This is a genomic window from Mesorhizobium sp. CNPSo 4661, assembly GCF_057784215.1.
The window spans coordinates 174,029-200,876 of sequence record NZ_JBWGIO010000008.1 but is presented as its reverse complement, the minus strand read 5'-3'; the positions used below and the strand labels follow the sequence as shown (position 1 = coordinate 200,876).

The 26,848-nt window shown below is 65.5% G+C and carries 25 protein-coding genes; 13 read left to right on the top strand and 12 right to left on the bottom strand.

The features are described from left to right. Positions 1 to 129: 129 nt before the first annotated feature. Positions 130 to 402, top strand: coding sequence for a hypothetical protein (locus AC0YKC_RS14175; protein ID WP_320296001.1), 273 nt, complete (start codon positions 130 to 132; stop codon positions 400 to 402). A gap of 15 nt (positions 403 to 417) precedes the next feature. On the opposite strand, the gene AC0YKC_RS14170 is transcribed toward AC0YKC_RS14175, so the two are convergent. Continuing rightward, the gene (locus tag AC0YKC_RS14170; RefSeq protein WP_488511527.1) at positions 418 to 1,014 is read right to left on the bottom strand and encodes a TetR/AcrR family transcriptional regulator; all 597 of its coding nucleotides are present in this window, start codon (positions 1,012 to 1,014) and stop codon (positions 418 to 420) included. 484 nt (positions 1,015 to 1,498) lie between these two features. Here AC0YKC_RS14170 and AC0YKC_RS14165 point away from each other — a divergent pair, with 484 nt between their 5' ends. Genes AC0YKC_RS14165 through AC0YKC_RS14155 form a run of 3 tightly spaced genes read left to right on the top strand, consistent with a single transcriptional unit; the run spans position 1,499 to position 5,309 of the window. Then, positions 1,499 to 2,038 carry a (2Fe-2S)-binding protein gene (locus AC0YKC_RS14165; RefSeq protein WP_488511478.1) on the top strand — a complete coding sequence of 180 codons (540 nt, stop codon included), beginning with the start codon at positions 1,499 to 1,501 and terminating at the stop codon, positions 2,036 to 2,038. Further along, positions 2,035 to 3,018, top strand: coding sequence for an FAD binding domain-containing protein (locus AC0YKC_RS14160; protein ID WP_488511477.1), 984 nt, complete (start codon positions 2,035 to 2,037; stop codon positions 3,016 to 3,018). Before AC0YKC_RS14165 ends, AC0YKC_RS14160 begins: the two co-directional genes overlap by 4 nt. Further along, entirely contained in the window at positions 3,015 to 5,309 is a 2,295-nt protein-coding gene (locus AC0YKC_RS14155) for a xanthine dehydrogenase family protein molybdopterin-binding subunit (RefSeq protein ID WP_488511476.1), read from the top strand. Before AC0YKC_RS14160 ends, AC0YKC_RS14155 begins: the two co-directional genes overlap by 4 nt. 87 nt (positions 5,310 to 5,396) lie before the next feature. Here AC0YKC_RS14155 and AC0YKC_RS14150 read toward each other — a convergent pair whose 3' ends face one another. From AC0YKC_RS14150 to AC0YKC_RS14140, 3 genes are all read right to left on the bottom strand, one after another. Further along, positions 5,397 to 6,116 carry an outer membrane protein gene (locus AC0YKC_RS14150; RefSeq protein ID WP_488511475.1) on the bottom strand — a complete coding sequence of 240 codons (720 nt, stop codon included), beginning with the start codon at positions 6,114 to 6,116 and terminating at the stop codon, positions 5,397 to 5,399. Positions 6,117 to 6,189: 73 nt separating this feature from the next. After that, positions 6,190 to 7,032 carry an outer membrane protein gene (locus AC0YKC_RS14145; protein WP_488511474.1) on the bottom strand — a complete coding sequence of 281 codons (843 nt, stop codon included), beginning with the start codon at positions 7,030 to 7,032 and terminating at the stop codon, positions 6,190 to 6,192. Positions 7,033 to 7,142: 110 nt separating this feature from the next. Next, entirely contained in the window at positions 7,143 to 8,288 is a 1,146-nt protein-coding gene (locus tag AC0YKC_RS14140; protein WP_488511473.1) for a LuxR C-terminal-related transcriptional regulator, read from the bottom strand. 291 nt (positions 8,289 to 8,579) lie between these two features. Between AC0YKC_RS14140 and AC0YKC_RS14135 the strand changes: the two genes are divergently transcribed. Both AC0YKC_RS14135 and AC0YKC_RS14130 read left to right on the top strand, forming a co-directional pair. Next, complete coding sequence (locus tag AC0YKC_RS14135; protein ID WP_488511472.1) at positions 8,580 to 9,527, top strand: AraC family transcriptional regulator; 948 nt, start codon at positions 8,580 to 8,582, stop codon at positions 9,525 to 9,527. 222 nt (positions 9,528 to 9,749) lie between these two features. Continuing rightward, entirely contained in the window at positions 9,750 to 13,415 is a 3,666-nt protein-coding gene (locus AC0YKC_RS14130; protein ID WP_488511471.1) for an autotransporter outer membrane beta-barrel domain-containing protein, read from the top strand. 148 nt (positions 13,416 to 13,563) lie between these two features. Here AC0YKC_RS14130 and AC0YKC_RS14125 read toward each other — a convergent pair whose 3' ends face one another. After that, a complete protein-coding gene (locus AC0YKC_RS14125; RefSeq protein ID WP_488511470.1) occupies positions 13,564 to 14,490 on the bottom strand; it encodes a zinc-dependent alcohol dehydrogenase family protein in 927 nt (308 codons plus the stop codon). A 184-nt stretch (positions 14,491 to 14,674) separates the two neighbouring features. Here AC0YKC_RS14125 and AC0YKC_RS14120 point away from each other — a divergent pair, with 184 nt between their 5' ends. Beyond that, positions 14,675 to 15,604, top strand: a complete 930-nt coding sequence (locus AC0YKC_RS14120; RefSeq protein WP_488511526.1) for a LysR family transcriptional regulator — start codon at positions 14,675 to 14,677, stop codon at positions 15,602 to 15,604. 113 nt (positions 15,605 to 15,717) lie between these two features. Here the strand turns inward: AC0YKC_RS14120 and AC0YKC_RS14115 are convergent, their stop codons facing one another. Continuing rightward, positions 15,718 to 16,095 (bottom strand): SgcJ/EcaC family oxidoreductase, encoded by a 378-nt coding sequence (locus tag AC0YKC_RS14115; protein ID WP_320296012.1) that lies wholly within the window; start codon positions 16,093 to 16,095, stop codon positions 15,718 to 15,720. 223 nt (positions 16,096 to 16,318) lie between these two features. Here AC0YKC_RS14115 and AC0YKC_RS14110 point away from each other — a divergent pair, with 223 nt between their 5' ends. The 3 genes from AC0YKC_RS14110 to AC0YKC_RS14100 all read left to right on the top strand — a co-directional run bounded on the left by AC0YKC_RS14110 (position 16,319) and on the right by AC0YKC_RS14100 (position 17,511). Beyond that, positions 16,319 to 16,528, top strand: coding sequence for a hypothetical protein (locus tag AC0YKC_RS14110; protein WP_434722162.1), 210 nt, complete (start codon positions 16,319 to 16,321; stop codon positions 16,526 to 16,528). A gap of 38 nt (positions 16,529 to 16,566) precedes the next feature. Beyond that, the gene (locus AC0YKC_RS14105; protein ID WP_434722161.1) at positions 16,567 to 16,956 is read left to right on the top strand and encodes a VOC family protein; all 390 of its coding nucleotides are present in this window, start codon (positions 16,567 to 16,569) and stop codon (positions 16,954 to 16,956) included. A gap of 66 nt (positions 16,957 to 17,022) precedes the next feature. After that, positions 17,023 to 17,511 (top strand): hypothetical protein, encoded by a 489-nt coding sequence (locus AC0YKC_RS14100; RefSeq protein ID WP_488511469.1) that lies wholly within the window; start codon positions 17,023 to 17,025, stop codon positions 17,509 to 17,511. A gap of 66 nt (positions 17,512 to 17,577) precedes the next feature. Here the strand turns inward: AC0YKC_RS14100 and AC0YKC_RS14095 are convergent, their stop codons facing one another. From AC0YKC_RS14095 to AC0YKC_RS14075, 5 genes are all read right to left on the bottom strand, one after another. Then, complete coding sequence (locus tag AC0YKC_RS14095) at positions 17,578 to 19,497, bottom strand: diguanylate cyclase (protein WP_488511468.1); 1,920 nt, start codon at positions 19,495 to 19,497, stop codon at positions 17,578 to 17,580. A gap of 312 nt (positions 19,498 to 19,809) precedes the next feature. Next, the gene (locus AC0YKC_RS14090) at positions 19,810 to 20,568 is read right to left on the bottom strand and encodes a slipin family protein (protein ID WP_488511467.1); all 759 of its coding nucleotides are present in this window, start codon (positions 20,566 to 20,568) and stop codon (positions 19,810 to 19,812) included. Further along, positions 20,565 to 21,935 (bottom strand): NfeD family protein, encoded by a 1,371-nt coding sequence (locus AC0YKC_RS14085; RefSeq protein WP_488511466.1) that lies wholly within the window; start codon positions 21,933 to 21,935, stop codon positions 20,565 to 20,567. The genes AC0YKC_RS14090 and AC0YKC_RS14085 overlap by 4 nt, the downstream gene beginning before the upstream one ends. 185 nt (positions 21,936 to 22,120) lie before the next feature. Continuing rightward, complete coding sequence (locus tag AC0YKC_RS14080) at positions 22,121 to 22,429, bottom strand: hypothetical protein (RefSeq protein WP_488511465.1); 309 nt, start codon at positions 22,427 to 22,429, stop codon at positions 22,121 to 22,123. Between the two features lie 120 nt (positions 22,430 to 22,549). Next, a complete protein-coding gene (locus tag AC0YKC_RS14075) occupies positions 22,550 to 22,744 on the bottom strand; it encodes a hypothetical protein (protein WP_488511464.1) in 195 nt (64 codons plus the stop codon). Positions 22,745 to 23,062: 318 nt separating this feature from the next. Between AC0YKC_RS14075 and AC0YKC_RS14070 the strand changes: the two genes are divergently transcribed. After that, on the top strand, positions 23,063 to 23,464 hold the full coding sequence (locus tag AC0YKC_RS14070) for a low affinity iron permease family protein (protein WP_488511463.1): 402 nt from the start codon (positions 23,063 to 23,065) through the stop codon (positions 23,462 to 23,464). 108 nt (positions 23,465 to 23,572) lie between these two features. Here AC0YKC_RS14070 and AC0YKC_RS14065 read toward each other — a convergent pair whose 3' ends face one another. Beyond that, a complete protein-coding gene (locus AC0YKC_RS14065) occupies positions 23,573 to 25,060 on the bottom strand; it encodes an MFS transporter (RefSeq protein ID WP_488511462.1) in 1,488 nt (495 codons plus the stop codon). 132 nt (positions 25,061 to 25,192) lie between these two features. Here AC0YKC_RS14065 and AC0YKC_RS14060 point away from each other — a divergent pair, with 132 nt between their 5' ends. Next, the gene (locus tag AC0YKC_RS14060; RefSeq protein ID WP_434722156.1) at positions 25,193 to 26,092 is read left to right on the top strand and encodes a LysR family transcriptional regulator; all 900 of its coding nucleotides are present in this window, start codon (positions 25,193 to 25,195) and stop codon (positions 26,090 to 26,092) included. 515 nt (positions 26,093 to 26,607) lie between these two features. Then, entirely contained in the window at positions 26,608 to 26,835 is a 228-nt protein-coding gene (locus tag AC0YKC_RS14055; RefSeq protein WP_488511461.1) for a hypothetical protein, read from the top strand. Positions 26,836 to 26,848 lie beyond the last annotated feature (13 nt).

Here is a 26,848-nt window from a genome sequence, read left to right as displayed (position 1 = left end):
GCTGTCGGCCTCCTCTGGTCCATCAGCAATCGCTAATTGACAGGCCTACGGAAAAGGCGCTGACTGACAGGCGGTAGATCGCAACAAGGCGGTCGATTTGGCCTGCCGGCGTCACCGCGGGAGGATCTCATGCCAACTGTCATCGGCCACCACGATATCAAAAAAGGCGCCAAGCACTGGCTCACATCACCTAAGCGCAAGGAACTATTCGGTCCGCTTGGCATAACCAACATCCGCACCTTCGTCGATCCGCAGAATCGTGACCGGGTGGCTGTAATGATGGACGTTCCGGATATGGACAAGCTGGCGGCCCTGATGCAGAGCAAGGCAGCTGCCGATGCCATGGAGTTCGACGGCGTGGTGCCCGAATCCCTAGTCATCCTGGTGGAAGAAAAGGGATAGCCGCCTCGCTGGGCCCTATTCTTTCGCTCCAAACCTCAAGCCGTCCATCAAAAGCTTCACCAGCCTCCCCGATCGCTCGCGCCAGTCGGGCGTGTTCGGCGCGGAGTAGATGCCGCCGAGCGCATGCATGACATCGGAGGCGTCGACATCGGGGCGGATCTTGCCTGCGGCGGCGGCAGCCTCGATCAGGCCCCGCATCGCGCCCGAGACACGGCCGGAGGTGTCGGAGAACAGCGTCGAGTTGGTGGTGAGCAGAAGGCGCAGGCTGGTGGCGAGGCCGCGCTTGGTGGCGATGTAGTCGACGAAGCGCTGCATCCAAAGTTCGAGGGCGACATCGGCCGGATGCTCGCGCGCCAGTTCGTCGGCCGCGTGGCAAAGCCCTTCCACCTCGCGGCGATAGACCACCTCGACCAGATGCTCGCGCGTCGGGAAATGGCGGTAGAGCGTGCCGATGCCGACCCCTGCCCGCTTGGCGATCTCCTCCAGCGAGGCGTCGACGCCGTCGGCCGCGAAAGCCTGCGCCGCCACCTCGACCAGTCTGTCGCGGTTGCGCTGCGCATCGGCGCGCAACGGCTTTGGCGCCGGCGGATCGCGCGTCGCTTCAGCGGTCATTTCACGGTCAGGCACTTTTTTCTCCACCGAACGCAATATGGGGGGTTGAACCATCACTGGCCAGACCCCAGTTAAATAAACGGAGGCACCTCCGCTTTAGTGGAGTACCTTTATCATATAACCAGGGGAAGCGGTATGTCACGTAGAGAAGGACGGAAAGCTTTGCCTGGCCGCTGGAGTGGGACGTGGGAACTGCTAATCTCCCCCCTTGCGGGGGAGATGGCCGGCAGGCCAGAGGGGGGTGCTGTCCCGCCGACCTCTCAGCCGATAACAGGCACTTCCTCTGCGAGGGTGGCTTGTGAACGACAGCCGCAAACGCCGCGTTCCTTCACACCCCCCCTCTGCCCTGCCGGGCATCTCCCCCGCAAGGGGGGAGATTAGTCTCTTCGCCGCCGGCGCTTCCCCTCATACGTCGCCCTTGTCCCTCTCCGCTCAAGCCCCATTTCCATCCGCCTAGCGTCCAGCAATCGGAGCCCGACGCCTTATGACCAGCCAGACGATCATCGATCCTCCCGAAGACGGCCACATCTTGAACAGCAAGGCCAGTCCCACCGCGCTTTCCATCCATCTCACCATCAACGGCCGCGCGCATTCCCTCGACGTCGAACCGCGTGTGACGCTGCTTGACGCGCTGCGCGACCGGCTGCATCTCACCGGCACCAAGAAAGGCTGCGACCAGGGCCAGTGCGGCGCCTGCACCGTGCATGTCGACGGCGAGCGTGTGCTCGCCTGCCTGACGCTGGCGGCCCAGGTCGAGGGCCGCTCGATCACCACCATAGAGGGCCTTGCCGACGAAGACGGCACGCTGCACGCCGTACAGGCCGCCTTCCTGGAGCAGGACGCCTTCCAGTGCGGCTATTGCACGCCGGGACAGATCATGTCGGCGGTGGCCTGCATCCGCGAGGGTCATGCCGGCTCCGACGAGGAAATCCGCGAGTACATGGCCGGCAATCTCTGCCGCTGCGGCGCCTATCCGCACATCGTCGCCGCCGTCCGCCAGGCCGCACAGGAGCTGCGCTCATGAGAGACTTTTCCTATCTCCGCGCCGACAGCGTCGAGGCCGCGCGCAACGCCGCAGCCCTTCCCGGCGCCATGCTGCTGGCCGGCGGCACGACGCTCATCGACCTCGCCAAATGCGGCGTCGCCGAACCTACTGTTGTCATCGACATCAGCCACATCGAAGGGCTCAACGCTGTCGACGTGACTGCCGACCGCGCCTTCATCGGCGCGCTGGCCAAGATGAGCCATGTCGCCGACAACCCGCAAGTGAAGAGCCTCTTCCCCGCCGTGTCGGAAGCGCTCTGGCAGGCGGCGTCGGCGCAGTTGCGCAACATGGCCACCATCGGCGGCAATCTGATGCAGCGCACGCGCTGCCCCTATTTCCGCGATCCGCAAAATTTTCCGACCTGCAACAAGCGTGCGCCGGGCAGCGGCTGCTCGGCGATCGGCGGGGTGACGCGCGGCCATGCCGTGCTCGGCACCAGCGAGGCCTGCATCGCCACCTATCCGGGCGACCTGGCGGTGGCGCTCGTCGCCTTCGACGCCGAGGTCGATCTTGGCGAGCGCAAGCTCAAGGTGGAGGACTTCTTCCTCGCGCCAGGCGCCACCGCCGAGCAGGAGCGCGACATCCGCCCCGGCGAGGTGATCACCGCAATAGAAATCCCCGGCTCGGCCGCGGCCAGGCGCTCGACCTACATCAAGGTGCGCGACCGCCAGTCCTATGAATTCGCGGCGGCAAGCGCTGCCGTTGGGCTGGAGCTCGAAGGCGATGGTCGCACCATCCGCGACATCCGCGTCGCGCTGGGCGGCGTCGCCACCAAGCCATGGCGCGCGCGTGCCGTCGAGGACGCGCTGAAGGGCAAGGCGCTCGACGAAGACATCGTCCGCAAGGCGAGTGAGCTCGCCATGGAGGGCGCTGTCGACCACGGCGCCAACCACTACAAGATTGCGCTGGCGCCGCGCGTGATCGCGCGCGCAATCCTCAAATTGGGAGAGACGGCATGACCGTTCATGACATGAAACACGCCGCGTCGGACAGCGCGCGGCTCGAAGCGGTCGGCGGGCGCCTGTCGCGCGTCGACGGTCCGGCCAAGATCACCGGCGCGGCCCACTACGCCGTCGAGCAGCAGCTCGAAGGGCTGACGCATGCGGTGCTCGTCGGCGCAACCATCGCCGCGGGCAACGTCAACGCCATCGACACGCGCGCGGCCGAGACCGCGCCTGGCGTGCTCGCCGTGCTGACGCCCGACACCATCATGGAGCTGAAGGGTGCATCGGACTGGCTGGGCAATCCGCCATCGCAACCAACCTACAATCCCCTCGCCCGCGCGGTCACCTACTCCGGCCAGCATGTCGCGGCCGTTGTGGCCGAGACCTTCGAGCAGGCGGTGGCTGCGGCAGCACTCGTCAAGGTCTGGTATGACGAAACGCCAGCCATCGTCGACCTGAGCGACGGCAAGGCCGGCGACGGCATCCCGATCGACGCCATGACCAAGGAATGGGGCGACGCTCAAGCTGCCTTCGCCGAGGCGCCAGTGCGCATCTGCGCGGCCTACAACACGCCGCGCGAATTCCAGGCGGCGATGGAGCCGCATGGGCTGATCGCGCGCTGGGAAGGTGACGAGCTGACCATCTGGGAGCCGAGCCAATGGCTGGACGGCATGGCGCGTACCTATGCCGAATGGTTCGGCGTGCCGTTCGAAAATGTGCGGCTCGTATCGCCCTATATCGGCGGCGGTTTTGGCTCCAAGGCGCTGGCGCTCGCCCACAGCGCGGTGGCGGCGGCGGCGGCAAAGATGCTCGGGCGCCCGGTGAAGCTGGTGCTCAACCGCCCGCAGAATTTCACGTCCTATGGCGGCCGCGCCGCGACACGGCAGACCGTTGCCATCGGCGCCGACAGGGATGGAAAGATCCAGTCGATCGTACATCGAGGCGTCAACGAGACGGCCGTCGACGGCATGTGGGTCGAGCCGCTCGGTTCGGTCACCTCGATCATGTATGCCACGCCAAACTTCTCCTCGAAGCAGAATGTCGTGCGGGTCAACACGGTGGTACCGGGGGCAAAACGCGCGCCGGGCGAGAACCCAAGCGCCTTCGGCATCGAAAGCGCCATCGACGAGCTTGCTTATGAGCTTGGGCTGGATCCGCTGGAGATGCGGCTGATCAATTATGCCGAACAGGACCCGCACACCAAGAAGGCGTGGTCAACACGCCAGTTGCGCGAGGCCTTTGCCGCCGGCGCCGAGGCCTTCGGCTGGGCGAAGCGCAGCAACGCGCCGCGCTCGATGCGCGACGGCCACCAGCTCATCGGCTGGGGTGTTGCGGCCGGCACCTATCCGGTGCGGCGCGCGCATGGCGAGGCGGTGGTGAAGCTCAAAGCCGATGGTTCGGTCGAGGTCGAAAGCTCCTCCATCGACATGGGCCAGGGCACCTACACGATCCTGGCGCAGACCGCGGCCGAAACGCTCGGCGTGCCGGTGGAGCGGGTGTCGGTGAAGCTCGGTGACTCGCATTTCGCCCGCGCCGGCGTCACCGGCGGCTCACGGCTTGCCGGCGTCATGACCGGCGCTGTCTACAAGGCGGCCGGCCAGGCGCTGGACGAGCTGATCGGGCTCGCGCTTTCCGACCCGCGCTCGCCCTTCCAGAAGCTGCAGGCGAACACGCTGCAGGTGCGGGACGGCCGCATCGCCTCGCCGCGCGGCGAAGGACCGGAGCTGTCGATCGCGGAGTTCATGTCCGCTGTCGGCCGCGAAAAGATTGAGGCCAAGGGCGACACGCTGCCGGCAAGCACGACGCCGGAGGAGCGCTACAAGAACTACACCACCATCGCCATGTCGATCCCACACACCGAAGGCGACTATTCGCGCTATTCCTGGTGCGCGCATTTCGTCGAGGTGCGCGTCGACGAGGATTTCGGCACGGTGCGTGTGTCGCGCGTGGTGTCAGCGCTGGATTCGGGCCGGCTCTACAACCCGAAGCTGGCGGAAAGCCAGTGGAAGGGCGGCATCATCATGGGCATCGGCCAGGCGCTCTTGGAAGAAGGCATCGTCGACCGCCGCCACGGCCGCATCGTCAACGGCAATTTCGCCGACTACATGCTGCCGACCAATGCCGATATCCCCGACATCCAGACGATCTCGGTCGGCATCCCCGACCCGCACTCCTCCGCGCTTGGCGGCAAGGGCGTCGGGGAACTGGCGATCGTCGGTATCGCGCCGGCGATTGCCAACGCGGTGTTCCACGCGACGGGGAAAAGGGTACGGGATTTGCCGATCACCCTGGAGAAGTTGATTTAGCGCCCGCGCTGAAGCGGCCAATCTCCCTGTATGGACGCGTTTCAGGCACCCCGACGCGCCCGGGTTCTGTTCGCGCGAGACGGCTGATCAGAATTTGTAGGCGATCCCGACGCGGATATCGTGCGTTGTCAGTTCGATCGCATCCTTGTTGATAGGAGCCCCATCGAAGGTCGAGTGACGCACAGAGGTGTGACGGCCGAAATCGGCGAAGCGGTATTCGCCCCGGACGAGCCAATTGTCGGTTACGGCGTACTCGAGACCGGCGCCCAGTGTGTAGCCCGCAATCGTATCGTCGACGTCGGCATAGGCATCTCCGCTCGGAAGGTTGACGGTGGTGTGCTTGTAGTTTGCCACCGCAAGGCCGCCGGTGAGGAAGGGAAGCCAACGATCCATCGCGTAGCCGGCTCTCAGGCGGACAGACCCGACCGCCTTCAGCTCGAGCACGCCACCGAAGGCAGGATCGTCGACCCCCAGAGCCTGATAGGCCGTTGTGTCCTTGACGTTGGCAAAGCTGTAGTCGCCCTCGACACCGAGAACCAGGCCGCCGTCGAACTGCTTGGCGTAGCCGATATACAAGCCGCCGAAGCCGCCGGATGGGCTGTAGCCCCAGCCGTAATCCTCGAAACTGCCAGGCGCAAAAGTCTGACCGACCCTTGCATCGCCCCAGGCATATCCGGCTTGTGCCCCGACATAGGCGCCAGACCAGTTGTAGGTGGCCGCGACGGGCGAGGTTGAATCGACGTCCGCGGCGGACGCCATGCCGACAGGCTCGAGTAGAAAGGCCGTGGCGAGAAGTACTGTTTTCATTGCTTGTCTGCTGTCCCCAAAGTGTTGCCTTCCCCGGCGGAAAAATGCCGCCGCGGGGTTTTGTTCGGACAGATCAGAACTTGTAGCTGAGGCCGACCCGCAAATCGTGCGTCTTGAGATCGACGTTCGTCACCGTGGCAAGACCGGCCGCGGCCGAGAGAGCCTTGCTGCCGAAGTCGGAGTAGCGATACTCGACGCGAGCGATCCACTTGTCGGTGAAGGCGTGCTCGACGCCGGCTCCTACAGTCCAGCCAATATAGGCTTCGTTGTGGAGTGTTATGTCACCGCTGGGAGTGCCGGTAATCGCGGTCAGTTCATATTTGGCCGCGGCCACGCCCGCGGTGATGTAAGGCAAAGTCCGATCGAAAGCATAGCCGGCCCGCAGCCGCGCCGACCCCGACCACTTGAGTTCGCTCTTGAGCAACGTGTTGCCGCCATTGGCGAAGGTCGTAAGTCCATCGACATTGTTGTACGCAAGGTCAGCCTCGGCACCGAGCACGAAACGGTTCGCCAATTCCTGGTTGACGCCGACATGGATGCCGCCAATAAAACCATTCGGATCGACGGGATCGCTAACGTCGGTACCCCCAACGCCGGCGCCGGCGATGAAGAGATTGGATTTTCCGGCCGCGTAGCCAAATTGAACGCCGGCATAGAGACCGGACCAGTCGTAGGCGGCTACAGGCGAACCCTCATTGACGTCCGCCGCGCATGCCATGCCGACAGGCGCGAGAATGATGGCTGTGGCGAGAAGAATGGTTTTCATTGTCAGGTTGCTGCCCCAAATGTTGCGTTCCCCGCCGCGGTAATGCCCTGCGGGAATCCGGCTGCTTGCCGAGGCCCTGGTGTTGCATCGTCCGCCGGCCGCGTCTTGGGCTGAGCCGCACTGGAATTGTCCTGGAACGCGCCGCGGCATTTTCCGGCTCGGTGTGGCCGATCAGCCGCAGCCGATCGGCGCGTGCCGCGCGGCGCGATGCTGCTGATCCCGCCGCAAGGGGGAGGCAAGCAAATTCAGACGCCCCACCACTATGATCCGGGAGCCGCGAGGGGCGTGCCTATGTCCGAAATGAGTTTGACGAGATCGGCTTGGCGCCGCGTGCCGGTTTTGGCGAAGATCCGGTTGAGGTGGGTCTTCAAGGTGTTCTCGCCGATGCCGAGCGACACCGCGCTCCTGGACGCGGACAAGCCGCTGCCGATCCTGAGCAGGACGCGCGCCTCCGCCGGCGTCAGGTCGAACAGCGTGGTGAGAACGGCCTCCGGCAGTGGCGAGGCGGACGTCGTGGTCGACACGAAAACAGCGGCGCAGGCCGGCCGGAAAGCCGCCCGCGCGGTCCCTTCGGTCAAGGGCAATACATAGGCGACGGCGGGCGGCTGGCCCGCGGCCGAAATGGGCAGGCCTATGCCGCGCGAGCCAAGCGAGGCATCCGCGCTCGCGGCACTGGCGATCGCTTCCTGCAGGGCGGGGACCACCGCCGTATTCTGCGCCTGGAGCAGGCCATGCCGGGAAAGAATGGGACCTTGCGCCGAAAACATCTGTTGAGCAGCCCCATTGGCATGGAGGATTGCCCCGTTGGCACCAGTCAGCACGACAGGCACGGCCAGGTAGTCGAGCGCCTGGCGATAAAGACTGGCGGTCACGCGGGCCTGATCGAGCAGATCCCCGATGAGGGAGGCGCGGCGCAGATGCGGCGAGAGCAATGCCATGAAATGCTGCTCCTCGGCGGATATGATCTCGCGGTCGGCCCGCGTGGTGCAACCCATGAGGCCGATCCGATCCGGTGTATGGACGAATTTGATGATGCAGCCTTCACGCAATCCCTGCGGTTTGGCCCAATTCTGGAAGAAAGGCGTCCGCTGGAGTTCGGCTTCGCTCATATGCGAGAGCGTCGCGACGGGCGTGTCGATATCGCCGACGACCACGGCCTTCAGTCCGGGAATCGCCTCAAAGTCGTAATCCTCCTGGAGCACACGCATCTGCTCGGCATCCCAGGGCGACCGGGCGGCGAAGCGGCCGTGATTGCCTTCAATGTTGGCAAGCGCGATGGTGCTATACGCCGCGTCCATGGTTTCGGTGATGCGGACCATGACCCCGGTCCAGCCTTCCGGGTTCAACACGCAATCGTAGATATCGCCGACAATCGAACTCAGGACTTCGCGGCTCAGCCTTTCCACCGTTTCTCCTACACCTCAGCATGCTCCGCCCCTCGCATGATGGGTGGCGGGCAAACGATGAAACCAGCAACGTTTTGACTGCGACCCGGTGCAAGGCACCGATCCCGCCTGAAGGATTTTGCTGGCGTAATACTTTCGGGTGACGCCAAGCGTGGTTGAGCACGTTTAAGGCGTTCAACCGGTTGAACGCCACGCCATCAATGTTGCTGGTTATTCCTGGAATGGAAAGCGTCGCGTTCGATTTTTTGAGACTGCGGGTGTTAGCGGGGCGCTTCCTTGTCACGAAAGACGGTGTTTTCATCGGCTGATTTGCCGGAGCATCTTGGCGACCGGGATCGATTTTCGCTCTGGCAGGATATCCATGTCGCCAAGATCTGGTCGGTCGAATACAGCATATCGGAAAAACTGCCTTTCGAAGCAGCGATCGAGGCCACGGCCGTCGGATCGCTGGTGCTTGGCCAGATGGCCGGGACAATCAAGCACGCGACAAGGAAGACGAGCAACATCGCCGATGACGGCAATGACGGATATCTGCTGCTAATCAACAGGGCCGACACCGTGCTGACCGGGGCGCAGGCCGGCCGCGAGTACAGCGTCGGCCGTGGCGAAGCAGCCCTGGTCACGGCGGCGGAAGCGCTGAAAATGACCGGGGCCGACCGAAACCTGTGGACGAACGTGGTCGTCCCGCGCGCGATCCTCACCCAGGCCTTCCCGCAGATCGATGACAGGCTGGCGTTGAAGATCGGTGTCGAAAACGAAGCCCTCGATCTTCTCAAACGCTATTGCCAGTTGCTCGAGAGCGGCCGCCCCCTCGCCTCGCCCGACCTGATAACCCACGCGACGGAAACGATCGTCGATCTGATCGGGCTGGTCACCGGCGCGAAAGGCGACGATGCCGAACTGGCCGGCCTGCGCGGCCTTCGGGCGGCAAGGCTGCAGGCAGTGCTGGCGAAGATTGCGGACAATTTCGCCAATCCCGGCATCTCCGCGCAAGGCGTCGCAAAGGAACTCGGCCTGTCGGCGCGCTATGTCCAGGACCTGCTCCAGGAGACAGGCATCAGCTTCTCCGAGCGTGTTCTGGAAATGCGCTTGCAGAAAGCACACAGGATGCTCTCGCAAAGACACAATGACGAAATGCGCGTCAGCGAAATCGCGCTGATAAGCGGCTTCAGCGATGTGTCGTACTTCAATCGCTGCTTCCGCCGCCGCTTCGGCTACACGCCAAGCAGCGCCAGATAGAGCGCGACATGTCTGGAACACGCCGCGGGACGCGATTTCCTTTCCTATCCGTCGGAACCCTTTCAGTTCCCGAGCCGACCGATGGTGCCAAACCATCACAGTGCACGGAAAAGCTGCCGCATCTCGCTCCAGTCCAATTCCAGTGCGGCCCTGCCCAAGACAAGGGCTGGCTCCGATGACATGCCAGCGCAGGGCGAAATGATCGTCATATCAGGGGATTGCATGCCGAAGCATAGGGTTGGAAGCCGCAAGGCGAAGGCGTTGAAGTATCTGGCGTTGACCTCGACCGCGCTGGTCGGCCTGGGCCAGCCAATCACTGCCTCGGCTGCCGAGACCTGGACCGGTGCCGCCTCCACGGATTGGTTCACCGCCGGAAACTGGAACAACAGTGCTGTTCCGACGTCGGGCGACGACGTTACGCTCAATGCGACGTTCCCGAATCCGACCGTGGTCAACGGGCCGAATGCGGCCGCGCATTATCTGTTTCTCGGTACCATCGACAGCTACACAGGCTCGCTGACGATCAAGAACGGCGGCACGCTCGCCAGCACCGCCGGCTTTGTAGGCTATCTTTCGAACGCCAACGGGGTCGTGACCGTTACCGGAGCAGGCTCGGCCTGGAGCAACAGCTCGGACCTTTTCCTCGCGTCGAGTACGAACAGCACCGGCACCTTGACGATCTCGAACGGCGGCAGTGTCAGCGATACCGTGGGTCATGTTGGCTATGGCGGCACCGGCATCGCGACCGTCGATGGGACAGGCTCGACCTGGACCAACAGCGGCGACCTGTATGTCGCCGAACATGGCACCGGCGCGCTTGTTGTCACCAAGGGGGGCGCGGTCAGCAACGCCACCGGCACCATCGGTTGGCATGCAGGCTCCAACGGCATGGTGACGGTCGACGGCACCGGCTCGACCTGGACAAACAGTTCCAACCTGGCTGTTGGCGATTTCGGCAACGGCAATCTGGTGATCACCAACGGCGGCGCGGTCAGCAATCTCACGGCCTATGTCGGCAATTCGACGGGCTCGACCGGCATGGTGTCCGTCGCCAACGCCGGCTCGACCTGGACCAGCGCGGACCTGTATGTCGGCGGTCTCAGCACGGGCACACTGTCGATCTCGAAGAGCGGCGCAGTCAACAGTGCTTCGGCCTATGTCGGCTATGGTGCCGCCTCGATCGGCACGGCGATGGTCGACGGCATGGGCGCTGTATGGACCAACAGCGGCAAGCTCACCGTCGGTAGTCTTGGCACGGGCACACTGACGATCACCAATGGCGGCGTGGTCACGAGTGACGGGGCCTATGTCGGCAAAGTTGCGGGCTCTGCCGGGGCGGTCACGGTCGACGGCGTGAGCTCGACATGGACAAATGGCGCAAACCTTCTCGCCGTCGGCCAGAATGGCACCGGCACGCTGACGATTTCGAACGGCGGCACTGTCAACACCACGATGAGCTATGTCGGCAACTATTCCGTTGGCACCGCGATCGTCGATGGCGCGGGCTCGACATGGAACGGTAGTTCGGCTCTCTATGTCGGTGTCAGCGGAGGTGGCATCGGCACGCTGACCATCCGTAACGGCGGCACCGTCAAGAACACTGTCGGCCAGGTGGGTTACTCGGGGGGCTCTACCGGCACGGTGACGGTCGATGGCGCGGGCTCGAGCTGGCTCAACGGCTCAACCCTGCTCGTCGGCAACGCGGGCACCGGCACACTGACGATCTCGAACGGGGGAACCGTCAAGAGCGCAGCCGGCATCATTGGTGGCACCGCCACGGGTACAGGTACCGTGACGGTGGGTGGTGCGAATTCTGTCTGGGCCAACAGCGGCGACCTCTATGTCGGCAGCCTCGGAACCGCCGCACTGAATGTCTCGAACGGCGGCGCGGTCAGCAATGCCTGGGGCAACCTCGGTTACAATCCAGGCTCGACCGGCACGGCGACGGTGGACGGCGGCGGCTCGATCTGGACCAGCAGCGCGGGCCTCGATGTCGGCGTCGACGGCGCGGGTACACTGACGATTTCGAACGGCGGCACGGTTTCGGTCGGCGGCACCGTCACCATAGCCAGCCATGCCGGTTCCGTCGGCACGCTCAACATCGGCGGCGCGGCAGGCTTCGCAGCGACGGGCGCCGGCATCTTCGGTCCGGCCGCGCTGCAGTTCGGCGCCGGCACCGGCGCGGTCAATTTCAATCATACCGGCGCGAACTACACCTTCGCTGCGGCGGTCAGCGGACTGGGCACGATCAACCAGATCGCCGGCACGACGAACCTGACAGCCGATTCGAGCGGCTTCACCGGCGCGACCAACGTGATCGGCGGACGGCTGGCCGTGAACGGTTCGCTGGCCAACTCGCTGGTGACGATCTCGGGCGGCGTGCTGGGCGGCAACGGCACGGTGGGCGGCATCGCGGCGCAGTCGGGCGGCATCATCGCGCCGGGCAATTCGATCGGCACGCTCAATGTCGCGGGCGATATCGACCAGGCGGCGGGCTCGACCTACCAGGTCGAACTGACCTCGACCGGCCAGTCCGATCTCCTGCTGGCGACGGGCACGGCGACAATCGCCGCCGGCGCGATCCTCGATGTGGTCAAGACGGATGCCGCGCCTTATGTGCTCGGCACGCATTACACGGTGCTTCAAGCCGATGGCGGCGTCAGCGGGACCTACACGCTCAACGGGGGCGGCCCGTTCATCGGTCTTCTCGCCAATTACGACGCGACGCATGTCTATCTCGACGTGGTGCAGGCAAAGTCCTTTGCATCGGTCGGCCTGACGCCCAACCAGATCGCCACCGCCGGCGGCGCGGCAAGCTTGGGCAGCGGCAACACGCTCCATGACGCCATCATGGCGTTGCCGAGCGAATCAGTTGCCCGGGACGCCTTCGACCAGCTGTCGGGCGAGATCCATGCCTCGGCCAAAGGCATGCTGGTGCAAGACAGCCGCTTCCTGCGCGACGCCGCCACCAATCGCATCGCTGCTGCCTTCGGCGATGCTGGTGCTGCACCCCTGCCCGTCATGGCCTATGGCGAAGGCGGGCCCGAAATGGTCGCCGCCGACACCGACCGTTTCGCGGTCTGGGGCCAGGCTTTTGGTTCCTGGGGCAATACGGACTCGGACGGCAATGCCGCCGCCTTCAGCCGCGCCACCGGCGGATTGCTGGCCGGCGCCGATACACTGGCTGGCGGCTGGCGCGTCGGCCTGCTCGGCGGCTACAGCCACTCCTCCTTCGATACCCACGCCCGCCATTCCTCCGGCGACGCCGACAGCTACCATGTCGGTCTCTACGGCGGCACCAACTGGGGCGCCATCGCCTTCCGCACCGGCGCCGCCTACAGCTGGAACAGCATCTCGACAAAACGCGCGGTCGCCTTCAACGGCTTCGCCGACCAACTGTCGGCCGACTATGATGCCGGCACGGCGCAGGTGTTCGGCGAACTCGCCTACAAGGCCGATGCGGGGCGGTTCAAGTTCGAGCCGTTCGCCAATCTCGCCTATGTCAGCGTGCACACCGACGGCTTCACCGAGAAAGGCGGCGCCGCGGCGCTGACCAGCGCCGGTTCAACCGCCAGCGCCACCTTCATCACGCTGGGGCTGCGCGCCTCGACCGACGTCGCGCTCGGCGGCATAAGCGCGACCGCGCGCGGCACGTTCGGCTGGCGCCATGCCTTTGGCGATGTCACACCGAGCTCGACCTTCGCCTTTGCCGGCGGCGATGCCTTCACCATCGCCGGCGTGCCTGTCGCCAGGGACAGCGCGGTGATCGAGGCCGGGTTCGACCTGCCGATGTCGGCCAATGCCACGCTAGGCCTATCCTATGCCGGCCAGTTCGGTTCCCACGGCGTCGACAACGGCGCCAAGGCAAACCTCAATGTGAGGTTCTGACGACGACGCGGCGAAAGGGCCGGTGCCGATCACGCTGGAGAAGTTGATCCAGGCGGCTGTGCTGGAAACTGCTGATCTCCCCCACTTGTCCACTTATGGGGGAGATCGGCTGCTCGCCGGCTTTCGCCAATCTCGGACGGAGGCTCCCCTACCAATCCAGGCCGAACACCAGCTTGCCGAAATGCAAGCCGCCGGCGGCCATGTGGGCATAGGCCTCGGTCGCCTCGTTCTGCGAAAACACCTTGTCGACGACGGGCTCGATCCGGGCGGCGCCGATGGCGCGGGCGGTGTCTTTGAGGTCGGACACCGATCCGGTGTTGTTGCCCACCACTTTCAGCGCCTTGATGATGATCGGCAACAGGTTGACGGTCGCCTCGGCGCCGGTGACGAAGCCGATGGTGAACAGCGTGCCGCCGGGCGCGGTGGCGTTGACGGCGCGGGCGAAGGTGGCGGTGCCCCCGGTCTCGACGATGAGGTCGGCGCCGAGGCCATCGGTCAATTCCAGCACCTTGCCGTCCCAGTCCGGCGTCGAGCGGTAATTGATCAGGTGATCGGCGCCGAGCGCCTTGGCCCGCTCCAGCTTCTCGTCCGAAGACGAGGTGATGATCACGGTGGCGCCGGCCGCCTTGGCAAGCTGCAGCGTGAAGATCGAGACGCCGCCGGTGCCGAGCAGCACGACCACCGATCCCGGCCCGACATCGGCGGCGCGGAGCGCGTTCCAGGCGGTGGTGCCGGCAATGGGCAGGGTCGAGGCCGCCTCGAAGGAGAGATGCGCCGGCACCGGCACGATGGAATTGGCCGGCAGGGCGACATATTCGGCGAGCGATCCGGGCAGCGAAATGCCGCGCATCTGAGTCATTTCGTAAGGACGCGGCCGGCCGCCGATCCAGCGCGGCTTGGCATGGGCGACGACGCGGTCGCCAACGGCAAACCTTGTCACGCCCTCGCCGAGCGCGACAATCTCGCCGGCGCCGTCGGCGACGGGTATGAGCGGGAAAACCGGGCCGGGATAGTTGCCGCTCGCCACGGCGACGTCGACGAAATTCAGGCTCGCCGCGCGCTGGCGGATCAGCACCTCGCCGCGCTGCGGTTCGGGCGTGGCGACGCTGGCGGCGCGGAAGGCGTCCCAGCCTGGGTTGGCTGAGTTCGATGGCTTTCATGGGTTCACTCCGTGGGCTGATCGATTGACGGTTGAGCGAACCTATCTGTTGCGCTATTCCTCGATAATTGTCGGCTTTTGCATTTGAGTATTGCAAATGATGCAGCAATCCCACGAACCCGCGGCCCTTGCCGAGATGGCCGCCTTCGCGGCCGTCGCCGAGGCGCGCTCCTTCACCCGGGCGGCGGCGCGGGTCGGGCGTGACGCGACCATCCTGTCGCGCCGGCTGCAATCGCTGGAAGATCGGCTGGGGGTGCGGCTGCTGCACCGCACGACGCGCAGCGTGTCGCTGACCGAGGCGGGCGCGGAATTCCTGCTTCGCGTGCGCGCCATCCTGGCTTCTGTCGACGAGGCCGAAGCCGCCGCCTCCGCGCATGCCGGCGGCCGGCCGCGCGGGCTGCTCAGGCTGGCGCTGCCCGGCACGTTCGGGCGCATGTGGATAGCCCCGTTCCTGCCGCAGTTCCTCGCCGAGTTTCCGGATGTGCGCATAGAGGCCGAATTCTCCAACCGCTTCGTCGATCTCGTCGCCGAGAATTTCGACGTCGCCGTGCGGTTGGGCAGCCTGGAGGATTCTCGCCTGGTGGCGCGCAAGGTGGCGACGCGGCGCCGGCTGCTCTGCGCGGCGCCCTCCTACCTCGCCCGCAGGGGCAGGCCGGAAACGCCGCAGGCGCTGCTCAAACATGCCTGCCTCGGCTTCTCCGGCTTCCAGACTTTTCCGGCCTGGGAAATGACCGACCGCGAGGGCCGGCACGCGCGTGTCGAGATTTCGGGACCGCTGGTCAGCGACGATGCCGAGGTGTTGGTCGAGGCCGCCGTGCAGGGCGTCGGCCTGATGATGAGCACCGACTGGCTGGTCGGCCGCGAGCTCGCCGGTGGCCGCTTGGTCCCGATCCTTGAGGACTGGACACTGGCGGACGAAGGCGCGGTCTATGTGGTCATGCCCTCGGCCAAGGGCCAGGCCGCCAAGGCCCGCGCCTTCGCCGACTGGATCGGCAAGCGCTTCGCGCCGGTACCGCCGTGGCGGAGGTAATGGCGGATGCCCATCGCAGGCATCGGGCCGGCGATCGCGAACCCGGTGTTCCGCGCGCGGGGGACCGGCGCGGGGGAGCGGCGCGGGATCCGAGGGGGCGATAAGGGCGGCGCCTACCCCGCCAGCAAGTTCGCGTCCCTTGCCACCCGCCAACGCCCATCGGCCTCCTTCTTCAGCAGCGTCAGCGTATAGCCCGACCGCCGCACCGGCTCGCCCCCCGGCGGTGTCGCCGCCATCTCGATGCGGTTGCGGATATAGGCCCAGTCGCCGAGCACATTGAGCTCGACGATGTCGCTCACCCCGTCGATCTTTGTCTCGCCCATGCCCCTGGAGGCGGCGGCGAAGGCTTCCTTGCCGAACGGCTCCTTGCCGGGAACCATGAAGACCACGTCCTCGGTCATCAGGCCGAGCACGGTCTCCAGATCGCCTTTGCGGCTCGCCGTCATCCAGGTTTCGACCACCTGGCGGATCGCGGCTTCGTCTTCGGTCATGATTTTTGTCTCCGTACGCCGGTGAAATAGCTGGAGCAAACGCCGATATCGGCAAGCGCCGGCGAAGGAGCGTGCAATCTGCCCCGCAAGGAGACTGGCCGTCGCCTATCTCCCGCCCGCCGAAGAAACCCCAGATTTGAAACGAAACGCTGGCCGACCCACGGAACCCGCCCGCAGCCGCCCGCGTTTGCAACAGAGCGCTTCACAAAAATGGAGACGGACAATGGCAAGCGCAGCTGACCGCGATCCGCGGCATCACACCCAGAAAATGCAGAAAGCGTTCCAGGAGATACAAGACCACCTCCGGGATGATATAACGAAGGTTGACGAGCCCCAACTCAAGGCGATGTTCGAAACGTCGGCGGAGGTCCTGGGCGGCCTGATCAAGGCGTTCCGCGACTATGAGCAGAAGAACGAGGCTGCCTGGCGGTAGCTTGGCCTAGTTTTGAAAGAGATCAGGGAGGCAAGACCATGTCCGCGTCCGAGACTGTCAATGTCCGTTACATGGTCGACAATGTCGAGGATGCCCTGGCCTGGTACACGCAGCACCTTGGCTTCAAGCAGCTTTCCAACCATGCGCCGGCCTTCGCGGATGTGACGCGCGGAGCCCTTCGGCTGCTGCTGAGCGGCCCGACCAGCTCGGCCGGCAGGCCGATGCCTGACGGCGAGCGGCCAGGCCCCGGAGGCTGGAACCGCATTCATCTGATCGTCGAGGATCTTGCGGCGGAGGTTGCCCGGCTGCGCACGGCCGGCCTCTCCTTCCGCAATGAAATCGTGACTGGTCCAGGCGGCAAGCAGATCTTGCTGGTCGATCCTTCCGGCAATCTGGTGGAACTGTTCCAGCCGGCCGAGAGCAGGTGAGCGCACTCAGCCACTCGCCGCCCTTCGCCAATCCCTGTATGATCCCCCCTAGCCTAGGGGGACATCATGAAAGCCGCATTGCCGACACTCATCCTGGCACTCCTCACCAGCCAGCCCGCCCATGCCGCGTCCTGCGCCTGGTCCGCTCAGATGGAGGAGGACGAGGGCGGCAGCGTGATGACGGCTTCGGTCTGCGGCGGGCCGAAGGGCGACGCGCATCTGATGCTGACCTGCTTCGAGAAGCCGATGCTGAGTTTCGATCTCGGCGCCGCCGGCGGGCAGTTGGAGCCAGGCATCAGCGGCTCCTTCACCTTCAAGGCCGGCGACAAGAGCCTGACGAAAAAGCTTGAGCTCGAGGCGATGTACAACTACTTCACCGCCGAGCTCTCCGGCCCCTCCGACCCGCTGCTCTCGCTGCTGCTGCGCGGCAAGGGCGAGGTGACGGTCTCCGCCGACAAATATGGCGAGGCGAGCTTTCCGCTGAAAGGCTCCGGCGTCGCGATCGGCAAGGTGCTGGCCGAATGCGGCAAGGGTTCGGGCGGCGAGGCGGATTGATGCCTGAGCGCCGGCGCCCGTGCGTTCTGGCGCTTTTCCCGCCGCGTTTTGGAGCACTCTAGCTTTTCATGCCTTGCGTGGAAGCGGAATTGGTTGGAAGCCAACGTCCGGCTCGGCCAGACGCGTGGCGTCGCGTCCGCCTGCCTTGGCAGCGTAGAGCGCCTTGTCGGCCCGGAGGATCAGGCTGGTCGGGTTGTGGCGAGCGGCGGGGGCGCTGGTGGCGACCCCAATACTGATGGTGACGACCTTGCGCTCGCTGCGATCGTGTTCGAGCGCCCGCTCGCGCACCGCGGCGCGCAAATTGTCGGCAACGCGGATCGCGCCGGCCGCCGACACCTCGGGCAGGATGACGGCGAATTCCTCGCCGCCATAGCGCGCCACGAAATCGCTGGCACGCGTGCGCTGACGCAGGCAGTCGGCGATCTGGCGCAGGCATTCATCTCCGGCGAGATGACCGTAACGGTCGTTATAGGCCTTGAAGGAGTCGACATCGATCAGCAGCAGCGCGAATTCCCTGTCGGACTGGCTTGCGTCCGCGACCACGCCGGCCAGCTTCTGATCGAAGGCGCGGCGATTGCCGACACCAAGCAGCGGATCGGTGTTGGCAAGCTGCGCCAGTTGGTTGCTGAGCGTGGTGAGCTCTCCCTCGGTGCTCTTGATCTCGGTGATGTCGGAGACGACCACGAGCGCCAGGCCGGCCTCGGTGGGCCGCGTCCTCAACATCAGCCAGCGGCCATCGAAGAGCTTGATCTGCTGCTCGCCGGGCGTGTGAAGCGCACCGACCACTGCATCTATCCATTCCCTCTCGTGGCCCTTGGGAATGCCCACCTGCTCGCCGGTCACCGTCACAGCTTCGAGGATGTCGCGCAGTCGCGTGCCCGGCACCCGCAGGTCGCCGGTCAGCGGAAAGAATTCCCGGTACTGCTCATTGCAAAAGACCAGCGCGCCTTCGGCGTCGAACATGGCAAGGCCGTCCGACATTTCCGAGAGCGCATAGGATAGCTGGTTCTTGGCCTCGAGCAGCGCCTGTTCGACTTGCTTGTGCGCCGTTATGTCCCGCGTGACGCCGACGAGGCCGATGACGTTGCCGTCGACATCGCGCACCGGCGTCTTCGAGGTCGAGAACCAGCGGAGATTGCCCTTTATGTCGGGGAGCTGTTCCTCGAAATCGGCGATCCCCTCGCCCGATTTCAGCATCCTCTGCTCCTGCCCGAAGAGGATTTGGGCGCGAGCCGCGTCGGCTATGTCGAAATCGGTCCTGCCCGTCATCTGCACAGGATGATCGTAACCATTGTGGGCGGCGACCGTCTGGTTCACGGCGACGAACTGGCCGCGCATATTCTTGACGTAATAGAAGTCCGGCGCCTGGGCGACGGCGGCGCGCAGCAGGTCGCGCTCCTTGGTGACAAGCTGCGTGTGCAGCACGACGAGGCCGGCCACGGCGGTTGCCGCGGCGTTGAGCGCGATCAGCGGCAGGATCAGGCGGATATCGGGCGCGGTCGATTGCGGCAGGATGGAAGCCGGCACGAACACGGCCAGGCCGACGCAAAGCGCAAACAAGAGCACCTGCCAGGCGCGTGGTTGCCTTTGGCCCATGATGCGATTGGCGAGAACGCCGGCGGCGACTGCCACCGCGATGCCGATCAGGCCGGCGGGCAGGCCCTGTCCGCCGATCGCCAAGCGATATCCCAGCGGAAAGGCGGCGGCGACCAGGGCGCCCGGCAGGCCGGCGAACAGGCCGGCGGTCGCGACCAGCGAGGTTCTGAAGTCCAGGAGGACGCCGGGCCGCAGTTCGACGCTCAGCAGCATCGAGGTCAGCGCGCCCCAGCCCATGATGCAGCCGAAAGCCAGCAGCCTGAACTTCTGCGAACGCCCCTCAAGCCAGGGCTGGACGTAGTTCCAGCCGGAGACGAACAGCGCCACCGCAACGAGATTTGCAGTAAGATGCTGCCACATGGCTCCGTTACCGATTTCCAATCGGGTCATTAAAAGCGCCTGAAAAGTTGTTTCCGGGTTAAAGCCGCCACCCAAGGTGGTTCCAGGTTGCGTCTTGGCGGGCAGTGGGCAAGGTGCTGAACACGGCCAGAAACAGCCTCCCCATGGCGAAGTCCCTCGCCCCTGCTTTCGCTTTTGCGCGGCAAGGGCGTCGTGACTGTGTCCACGGACAAATATGGCGAGGCGAGCTTCCCCTGAAAGGCTCTGGCGCAGCGATCGGCAAGGTGTTGGCGGAATGCGGCAAGGGCTCCGGAGGCGAGGCGGATTGATTCCGCCCGCTGGGGGAGGAGCAGTGTCAATGCCTCACTTGCCCTGCGCCTTCATGAACTGCCCGAGCAGTTCCACCGGCAGGGGGAACACCACCGTCGACGAGCGCTCGCCGGCGATATCGTGCAGGGCCTCGAAATAGCGCAACTGCATGGCCTGCGGCTCGGTTGCAAGCATGCGACCGGCCTCGACCAGCTTCGCCGCTGCCTGCTGCTCACCGTCGGCGTTAATCACCTTGGCGCGGCGCAGCCGCTCGGCCTCGGCCTGCTTGGCGATTGCGCGGATCATGCTCTCGTTGAGGTCGACATGCTTGATCTCGACATTGGAAACCTTGATGCCCCAGGCATCGGTGCGCTGGTCGAGTATCTCCTGGATGTCGCTGTTGAGCTTGTCGCGCTCGGCCAGCATCTCGTCGAGCTCATGCTTGCCGAGCACCGAGCGCAGCGTGGTCTGCGCGAGCTGGTTGGTGGCCGCCATGAAATCCTCGACCTGGATGATCGCCCGCTCGGCGTCGACGATGCGGAAATAGAGCACAGCGTTGACTTTGACCGAGACGTTGTCGCGCGAGATGACATCCTGCGGCGGCACATCCTGCACCACCACACGCAGGTCGACCCGCACTATCTGCTGGACGAAGGGGACGAGGATGATCAGGCCGGGGCCCTTGACCCCGGTGAAGCGGCCGAGCGTGAAGACCACGCCGCGCTCATATTCCCTGAGAATGCGGATTGCCGCCGCCAGGAAAATGATCACGGCCACCGCAATGACGAGATAGGCCACGTAACCGACCATCATTTTATTGCTCCGTTGTTGCCTGCATCGCGACGCCGCACCGTCAGCACGAGGTCGCTGACAGCGGTCACCTCGACATGGTCGCCGGGCTGCATTGGCTCGCCTGCCTTCGCCCGCCACCGCTCGCCCAAAGCCAGCACATGCCCCTCGCCGCCCTGCCAGTCGAGAATCTCGACGGGAAGGCCGCGCATGGCCTCGCCGCCGACGCGCGGCGGGTTCTTGCGCGCCGCCCAGACATAGGTGCCGGTGAGCAGCGCCAGCCCGAGCGTCAGAGCGGCGGCCGGGCCGATGACCGCCCACGACATTGCAAAACCCGGCCCTTCGACCTTGAGCAGCATGGCCGAGCCGAGCAGGAAGGCGGCGACGCCGCCCAACCCCAGCACCACGGTGGGGTTGAAGGCCTCGACGATCAGGAAGGCAACGCCCAGCAGCATCAGCGCGAGACCGGTATAGTTGATCGGCAAGAGGTTCAGCGCATAGAGCCCGAGCACCAGGCAGATGGTGCCGATGACGCCCGGCGCCACGGCGCCCGGGCTGGTGAACTCGAAGACGAGGCCGTAGACGCCGACCAGCATCAGGATGATTGCGGTATTCGGGTCGGTGATGACGGCCAGCAGCCGGATGAACCAGCCAGGCTCCAGCGTCTCGACCGGCAGCCCTTTGGTCGCCAGCACTTCTTTCCTGCCGGCCACCTCGACGGTGCGCCCGTCGGCAAGTTGCAGAAGCTCGGTGGTGTCGCGGGCGACGAAGTCAATGACATGTTCCTGCAGGGCGGCGTTGGCCGACAGGCTCGCCGCCTCGCGCACCGCCTTCTCGCCCCAGTCGCCGTTGCGCCCGCGCATCTCGGCGAGCGAGCGGATGAGCGCGACCGCGTCATTGGTCACCTTGGCCATCATCGCGTCGCCCGCCGGCCGCCCGGTGGCATCCTTCTGGTCCTTGTCCTTGTCGCTGCCCGGAAGCGACGGCAACCCGCCGAGCTCGACCGGCGTCGCGGCGCCGAGATTGGTGCCGGGCGCCATCGCCGCGACGTGGGTGGCGTAGAGGATGTAGGTGCCGGCGCTGGCTGCATGGCCACCAGAGGGCGCGACATAGCCGATGACCGGCACGGACGAGGCCAGGATGTCGGCAATCATCTCGCGCATCGAGGTGACCAGGCCGCCCGGCGTATCGAGCTGAAGGATGAGGACCGCGGCATCGCGCTTGGCGGCGGTGTCGAGCGCTTCCTCAAGCTGCCTGGTGCTCGCCGGCCCGATGGCGCCGTCGATGGCGACGCTCAACGCAACCTTCCCGCTCCCGGCGGAAGAGAAGGGAGAAACGACGGCCGCGGCCATGAGAGCAGCGGCGAAAACGGCCACCCGCGCGATGCTCACGCTCAAAGCCATGGCTCAAATATGGGTTGTGTCGCGGCGAAGTCCAATGGGCGTTGAAGGCGTAACGCGCAATCTCCCCCGACGGCCGCCCGAGCGAAGATCACGCGCTCTGGCGCTTTCGCCGATCACTGCAATCGCTTTGCGCCCGGCCCATGCGTCACACGCACGAGCCGGGCCGCGGAACCTCAGTAGTCGGAGCCGCCCTCGACGACGACCGGACGGTGATGGTGCCGGTGGATCGAACCCGTGACGACCACGGCGTCCTCACGGCGGTGATGGCGATAACGCCAGGCGCGCTCGCCATTGTCATAGAAAGCGACCGTGCCGTGATGGCGGTGATGAAGACGGTGGCCTTCCTCGTTGATGATAACGGCGGGGCGGTGATGATAATAATGCCTGTGATGGGTCCTGATGACGACATCGGCCTCCGCCGCGGAAGCCACGGCGGGTGCGGCGACACAGAGCACCAGGGCAGCAAGAAGCACTGTTTTCATTGCTCTATTCCTCAATTCCTGAAGCATCCCTTCGCCGTGTAAACCGCTGTTCGCCGCTTTGGTTCCGGGCTGATGTGCATGGCAACGATGCGGGCTGTTCAGCGCGGCCGGCAGCCGGGCTCAACCGCCCTGCCGGCGCCGAAGCGCGACATAGCGGAGGTAGGTCGCAGCCGCGGCATCGCAGGCGCGTCTCCCGCTGCCATTGGCCTCGATCATCGTCTTGGCAAGCCGCGGCGGCAGACCGTATTTGCTGGCGAAGAAGGCCGGCTCGTATGGCTGGTCTTCCGCATCGTCCACGGGTCTATCAAGGCTCATGTCGGTTCCCTTTCGGCGTGCGAGAAAATTGGCGCGCTTGCCAATGCCGAACGGCGCTTTTGGTTGCCGCGCCTGGCCCTCTTCGCTGCCCTGTCCGACTTCAGTCCGACAAGCTCTCGGACCGTCGCCCGATCAGCGGAACGAAGGCCTTCCGTCGTCGTTTGCCGGGATCGGATTCGCCGCACCAAGCTGCCAACTGGAGCAACGGGCATGGATGACGACCACAACAGTGTTCTGGAAGCGCGCTGGCTTCTTGCCGTGCCGGCCTCGATGCTGCTTACCGTGCTGATAGCCGGCTTGCTGCTCGGGTAGGCGGCGATGAACCGCCTCCTCTTTCGTGCCGCCGATTTCCTGTCGCGGCCGCCCGGCTTCTACGCGATGCTCGCCGCCATGGTCGCCTGCACCCTCCTGGTGCCCTTCGGACTGACCAACGTCGTGACTTACGCCTTGTCGGTGGCGGCGATCGTCATCACCGGGGTAGTCCTCATCCAGGGTTACCGGGACACCGCGGCCATCCACGCCAAGCTAGACGAGATCGTGATTGCGCTTCGCCAGACGCGCAATGACGTGGTCGGGCTCGAACATGCGGAACCGCATGAGATCAAGTCGAAATTGACAGAACTGGAAATGGAGGCCGAGCGTCTTGCGACCGGTGGAAGCTTGAGGGAAGCCGGAGCCACGGTGGGTGGGGTTCGTTGGGGTAGCCGAGGCTCCGGCTGAAGGCGGAATGGGCACCGCCGCCAGGCAAAGATAGTCCTTGCGGCCCATGGCGAAATTACGCGATCGCGGAAGCCTGAAATCTCTCCCTTGATCCCTCCGAGGGAGAGATCACGCGCTCCTTCTTCCAGCCAACGCAATCCCCCCTGCGACCACCACCAGCACCGCAGCCGCAACGAAGGTGAACCGCATTCCGCCGGCAACCGTCTCAGGCGTCGCCGCCGCGATGTTCCCCGTCCCCACTGCGAAGGCGAACACCGCGCCCATCACGGCCGTGCCGGTGACGAGGCCGAGATTGCGCGAGAGGCTGAGCATGCCCGACACCACGCCGCGCTCGTTGTTGTCGACATCGGCCATGACGGCCGTGTTGTTGGCCGCCTGGAAGAGCTGGTAGCCCGGCGTGAGCAGGATGATGGCCGCCACGTAGCCGGCAACGCCGAAGAGGCCTGGCAGCGCAGCGAGCGCGAGGCAGCCCGCAACCATCAGCGCCAGTCCTGTGGCGATCATCGCGGCCGCGCCAAGGCGGTCGACGACACGCCCGGCAATGACCCCGCATAGAGCCGAGACGACCGGCCCGATCGACAGCACGGCCCCGGTCGCCGCGTCGCCGAGGCCCAGCCCGCGGGACAGGAAGAACGGGCCGACGACCAGCGTCGCCATCATCACCGTCGAAACCAGCACATTCATGGCGAGGCTCGGCGCCAGCACCGGGTCGCGCAGCAGCGCGAGCTTGACCAGGGGCGACGCCACCTTGGCCTCGGCGACTACGAACAGCGCCGCGCCGGCCACTGCCGCGCCAAGCAGCGCGATGTTCAGGCCACCGAAATGGCCGCGCCCCGTCGTCATGGACAACGCATAGGCGACAAGCGTGGCGGCAAGCAGCAGCGTGCCAAGCATATCGAAGCGCCCCCTCGCCTTTCCAGATACGCCTGCTGCTCGGCGGACGATGCCCGCTGCTTCGCCGGCGGCCATCGCTCGGCGGACGATGCCCGCTGCTTCGCCGGCGGCCATCGCCGCTGGAAGGAACCGCCAGGCGGCAAGCAGCGCGACTGCGCCGAGCCCGGCGTTGACCAGGAAGATCGAGCGCCAGCCGAGGGCGGCGATCAGCACGCCGCCGAGCGAGGGTCCGAGCGCCGTGCCGATCGCCGACATGGTGCCAAGCAGGCCCATGGCGCTGCCGGTGCGTTCCTTCGGCACCGTCTCGCCGACGAAAGCGATCGTCAGCGCCATCATCACCGCCGCGCCCAGGCCCTGCACGGCGCGGGCGGCGATCAGCAGGGCCAGCGATGGCGCGAGCGCGGCGGCAAGCGAGGCAGTGCTGAACAGCGCAAGGCCAGCAATCAGCAGCGGCCGGCGGCCGACGAGATCGCCGAGACGCCCGACGCTGACGATCAGCGCGGTGATGGCGAGCAGATAGGCCAGCACCACCCATTGCACCGCCGCAAAGGACGCGGCGAAAGCCACGCTCAGCGTCGGCAGCGCGACATTGGCGATACTGGTGCTGAGCGAAGCGATGAGCATGGCAAGCGACAGGCTGGCCAGCGCGCCCGCTGTCGAACGGCTTCCAGCCGCGGCGCGGGTTTCGGCGATGTCGGCCATGATTTCTTCTCCGTCGGTTGAACTTGCCGGGAAGATATGCGCGCGGCTGATATGGCGGAACACGCAGCATTTGCACTTGAATAGTGCACCAAACGCCATGTCTCCTTGACGGATCCGTGCTAGGGTCGCGCCATGTCGCGACCCGATCTCAACCTGCTCCTCACGCTGGATGTGCTGCTTGCCGAAGGCAGCGTCGCCAAGGCCGCGCGGCGCCTGAAGCTCAGCCCCTCGGCGATGAGCCGGGCGCTGGCGAGGCTGCGCGCCGCGACCGACGACCCACTGCTGGTGCGCGCCGGGCGCGGCCTGGTGCCGACGCCGCGCGCCGTCGAGCTCGGCGCCGAGGTCGGCCGGCTGGTGACGGAGGCCGAAGCGATGCTGCGACCCGCCGAACGGCTCGACCTCACGCGGCTTAACCGCAGCTTCACGCTCCGCAACAGCGACGGTTTCGTCGAGAATTTCGGCCCGACGCTGCTGGCCCGCGTGGCTGAGGAGGCGCCGGGCGTGCAATTGCGCTTCGTGCCCAAGCCCGACAAGGACAGCGGCCCGATGCGCGAGGGCGCGGTCGATCTGGAGACCGGCGTGGTCGGCGGCTCGACCGGACCCGAGATACGCACGCAGGCGCTGTTCCGCGACCGCTTTGTCGGCGTCGCGCGGGCCGGCCATCCCTTGAGCGAAGGCCGTATCACCGCCGCCCGCTTCGCCGCCGGCCGGCACATATTGATCTCGCGCCGAGGCCTCGACCGCGGCCCGGTGGACGACGCCTTGGAACGCGCCGGGCTGACGCGCAAGGTCACGACCGTGGTCGGCGGCTTTGCCGAGGCGCTGGCGCTGGCGCGCGGCTCCGACCTCATCGCCACCGTGCCGGAGCGCTATACCGGCACCCTGCGCGCGGGCCTGTTCACCTTCACGCTGCCGGTGAAGCTCGCCGCGCTGACGATCTCGCTCTTGTGGCACCCGAGGCTCGATGCCGATCCGGCGCATCGCTGGCTGCGCGGGTTGGTGCGGGACGTGTGTGGCGGGCGCAGCGCCTGACCTCTTCCGACAGGCCAGGACGTCGCGAGCGGACCACAGACCGGCCAATGAACCACCCCAATTCTCGCCGCCGAGGTCGTGACGAAAGTCATATTGTCGGTACATTAGATAAGACTAATAATATGGACATCGCCAATGTTCCTCGCGCGGAACCCAGTGCCGGCCATGGACATTGCTGGGCGCTTGGGAAGGAGGCGGATTGAGCGACTTCAGGAAATTTGCCTGCCCTCTGTGCCAAGGCGCAGGCAAGGTGTTCGTCTGCGAGAAACGAACCCTCTCCAACGGCACATGTTGTCCGCCAGGCACGCTGCACGACAATTGTCCTGGACAACGGCTTCCCTGCCAGGCCTGCAACGGAACGGGACTGCGCGGCTACGGCGCGCCCTCTGTCCTGCAGGAGTGAACCTATCAATCCCTGGTCAGGTGCAGGAGCGTGCAACCTTGCCTTTTATTTGTAATTTCTAATATAAAGATGCCCACGCGAGAAACGTAAAGCGGCGCCCCGGGAGGCGCGCATGAAGGCCTATCGCATCGAGGAAATAGACGGCGAAACCGTAGTCGCGGTCCATGCGGCCGAAGCCAAGACGCCTTTCGAGGCGGCTGAGAAGGCGCTTGGCCAGAAAGTGACCTTGCGTGCCGGTGCCGACAGGTGGGTCCGCGTCGTCGACCTCACCGAGCGGCCGAGGCCGGTCAGACTCAGGCCCACGACCTTCGAATTCAAAGCAATCGGACAGAGGAAATAGGCGATCCTTGGCT

Bases quoted from the DNA above. Each gene is read 5' to 3' on its own strand.
- AC0YKC_RS14175 (WP_320296001.1), top strand. From the start codon at position 130: ATGCCAACTGTCATCGGCCACCACGATATCAAAAAAGGCGCCAAGCAC.
- AC0YKC_RS14170 (WP_488511527.1), bottom strand. From the start codon at position 1,014: ATGACCGCTGAAGCGACGCGCGATCCGCCGGCGCCAAAGCCGTTGCGC.
- AC0YKC_RS14165 (WP_488511478.1), top strand. From the start codon at position 1,499: ATGACCAGCCAGACGATCATCGATCCTCCCGAAGACGGCCACATCTTG.
- AC0YKC_RS14160 (WP_488511477.1), top strand. From the start codon at position 2,035: ATGAGAGACTTTTCCTATCTCCGCGCCGACAGCGTCGAGGCCGCGCGC.
- AC0YKC_RS14155 (WP_488511476.1), top strand. From the start codon at position 3,015: ATGACCGTTCATGACATGAAACACGCCGCGTCGGACAGCGCGCGGCTC.
- AC0YKC_RS14150 (WP_488511475.1), bottom strand. From the start codon at position 6,116: ATGAAAACAGTACTTCTCGCCACGGCCTTTCTACTCGAGCCTGTCGGC.
- AC0YKC_RS14145 (WP_488511474.1), bottom strand. From the start codon at position 7,032: ATGCCGCGGCGCGTTCCAGGACAATTCCAGTGCGGCTCAGCCCAAGAC.
- AC0YKC_RS14130 (WP_488511471.1), top strand. From the start codon at position 9,750: ATGCCGAAGCATAGGGTTGGAAGCCGCAAGGCGAAGGCGTTGAAGTAT.
- AC0YKC_RS14120 (WP_488511526.1), top strand. From the start codon at position 14,675: ATGCAGCAATCCCACGAACCCGCGGCCCTTGCCGAGATGGCCGCCTTC.
- AC0YKC_RS14115 (WP_320296012.1), bottom strand. From the start codon at position 16,095: ATGACCGAAGACGAAGCCGCGATCCGCCAGGTGGTCGAAACCTGGATG.
- AC0YKC_RS14110 (WP_434722162.1), top strand. From the start codon at position 16,319: ATGGCAAGCGCAGCTGACCGCGATCCGCGGCATCACACCCAGAAAATG.
- AC0YKC_RS14105 (WP_434722161.1), top strand. From the start codon at position 16,567: ATGTCCGCGTCCGAGACTGTCAATGTCCGTTACATGGTCGACAATGTC.
- AC0YKC_RS14100 (WP_488511469.1), top strand. From the start codon at position 17,023: ATGAAAGCCGCATTGCCGACACTCATCCTGGCACTCCTCACCAGCCAG.
- AC0YKC_RS14095 (WP_488511468.1), bottom strand. From the start codon at position 19,497: ATGACCCGATTGGAAATCGGTAACGGAGCCATGTGGCAGCATCTTACT.
- AC0YKC_RS14090 (WP_488511467.1), bottom strand. From the start codon at position 20,568: ATGATGGTCGGTTACGTGGCCTATCTCGTCATTGCGGTGGCCGTGATC.
- AC0YKC_RS14080 (WP_488511465.1), bottom strand. From the start codon at position 22,429: ATGAAAACAGTGCTTCTTGCTGCCCTGGTGCTCTGTGTCGCCGCACCC.
- AC0YKC_RS14075 (WP_488511464.1), bottom strand. From the start codon at position 22,744: ATGAGCCTTGATAGACCCGTGGACGATGCGGAAGACCAGCCATACGAG.
- AC0YKC_RS14070 (WP_488511463.1), top strand. From the start codon at position 23,063: ATGAACCGCCTCCTCTTTCGTGCCGCCGATTTCCTGTCGCGGCCGCCC.
- AC0YKC_RS14065 (WP_488511462.1), bottom strand. From the start codon at position 25,060: ATGGCCGACATCGCCGAAACCCGCGCCGCGGCTGGAAGCCGTTCGACA.
- AC0YKC_RS14060 (WP_434722156.1), top strand. From the start codon at position 25,193: ATGTCGCGACCCGATCTCAACCTGCTCCTCACGCTGGATGTGCTGCTT.
- AC0YKC_RS14055 (WP_488511461.1), top strand. From the start codon at position 26,608: ATGAAGGCCTATCGCATCGAGGAAATAGACGGCGAAACCGTAGTCGCG.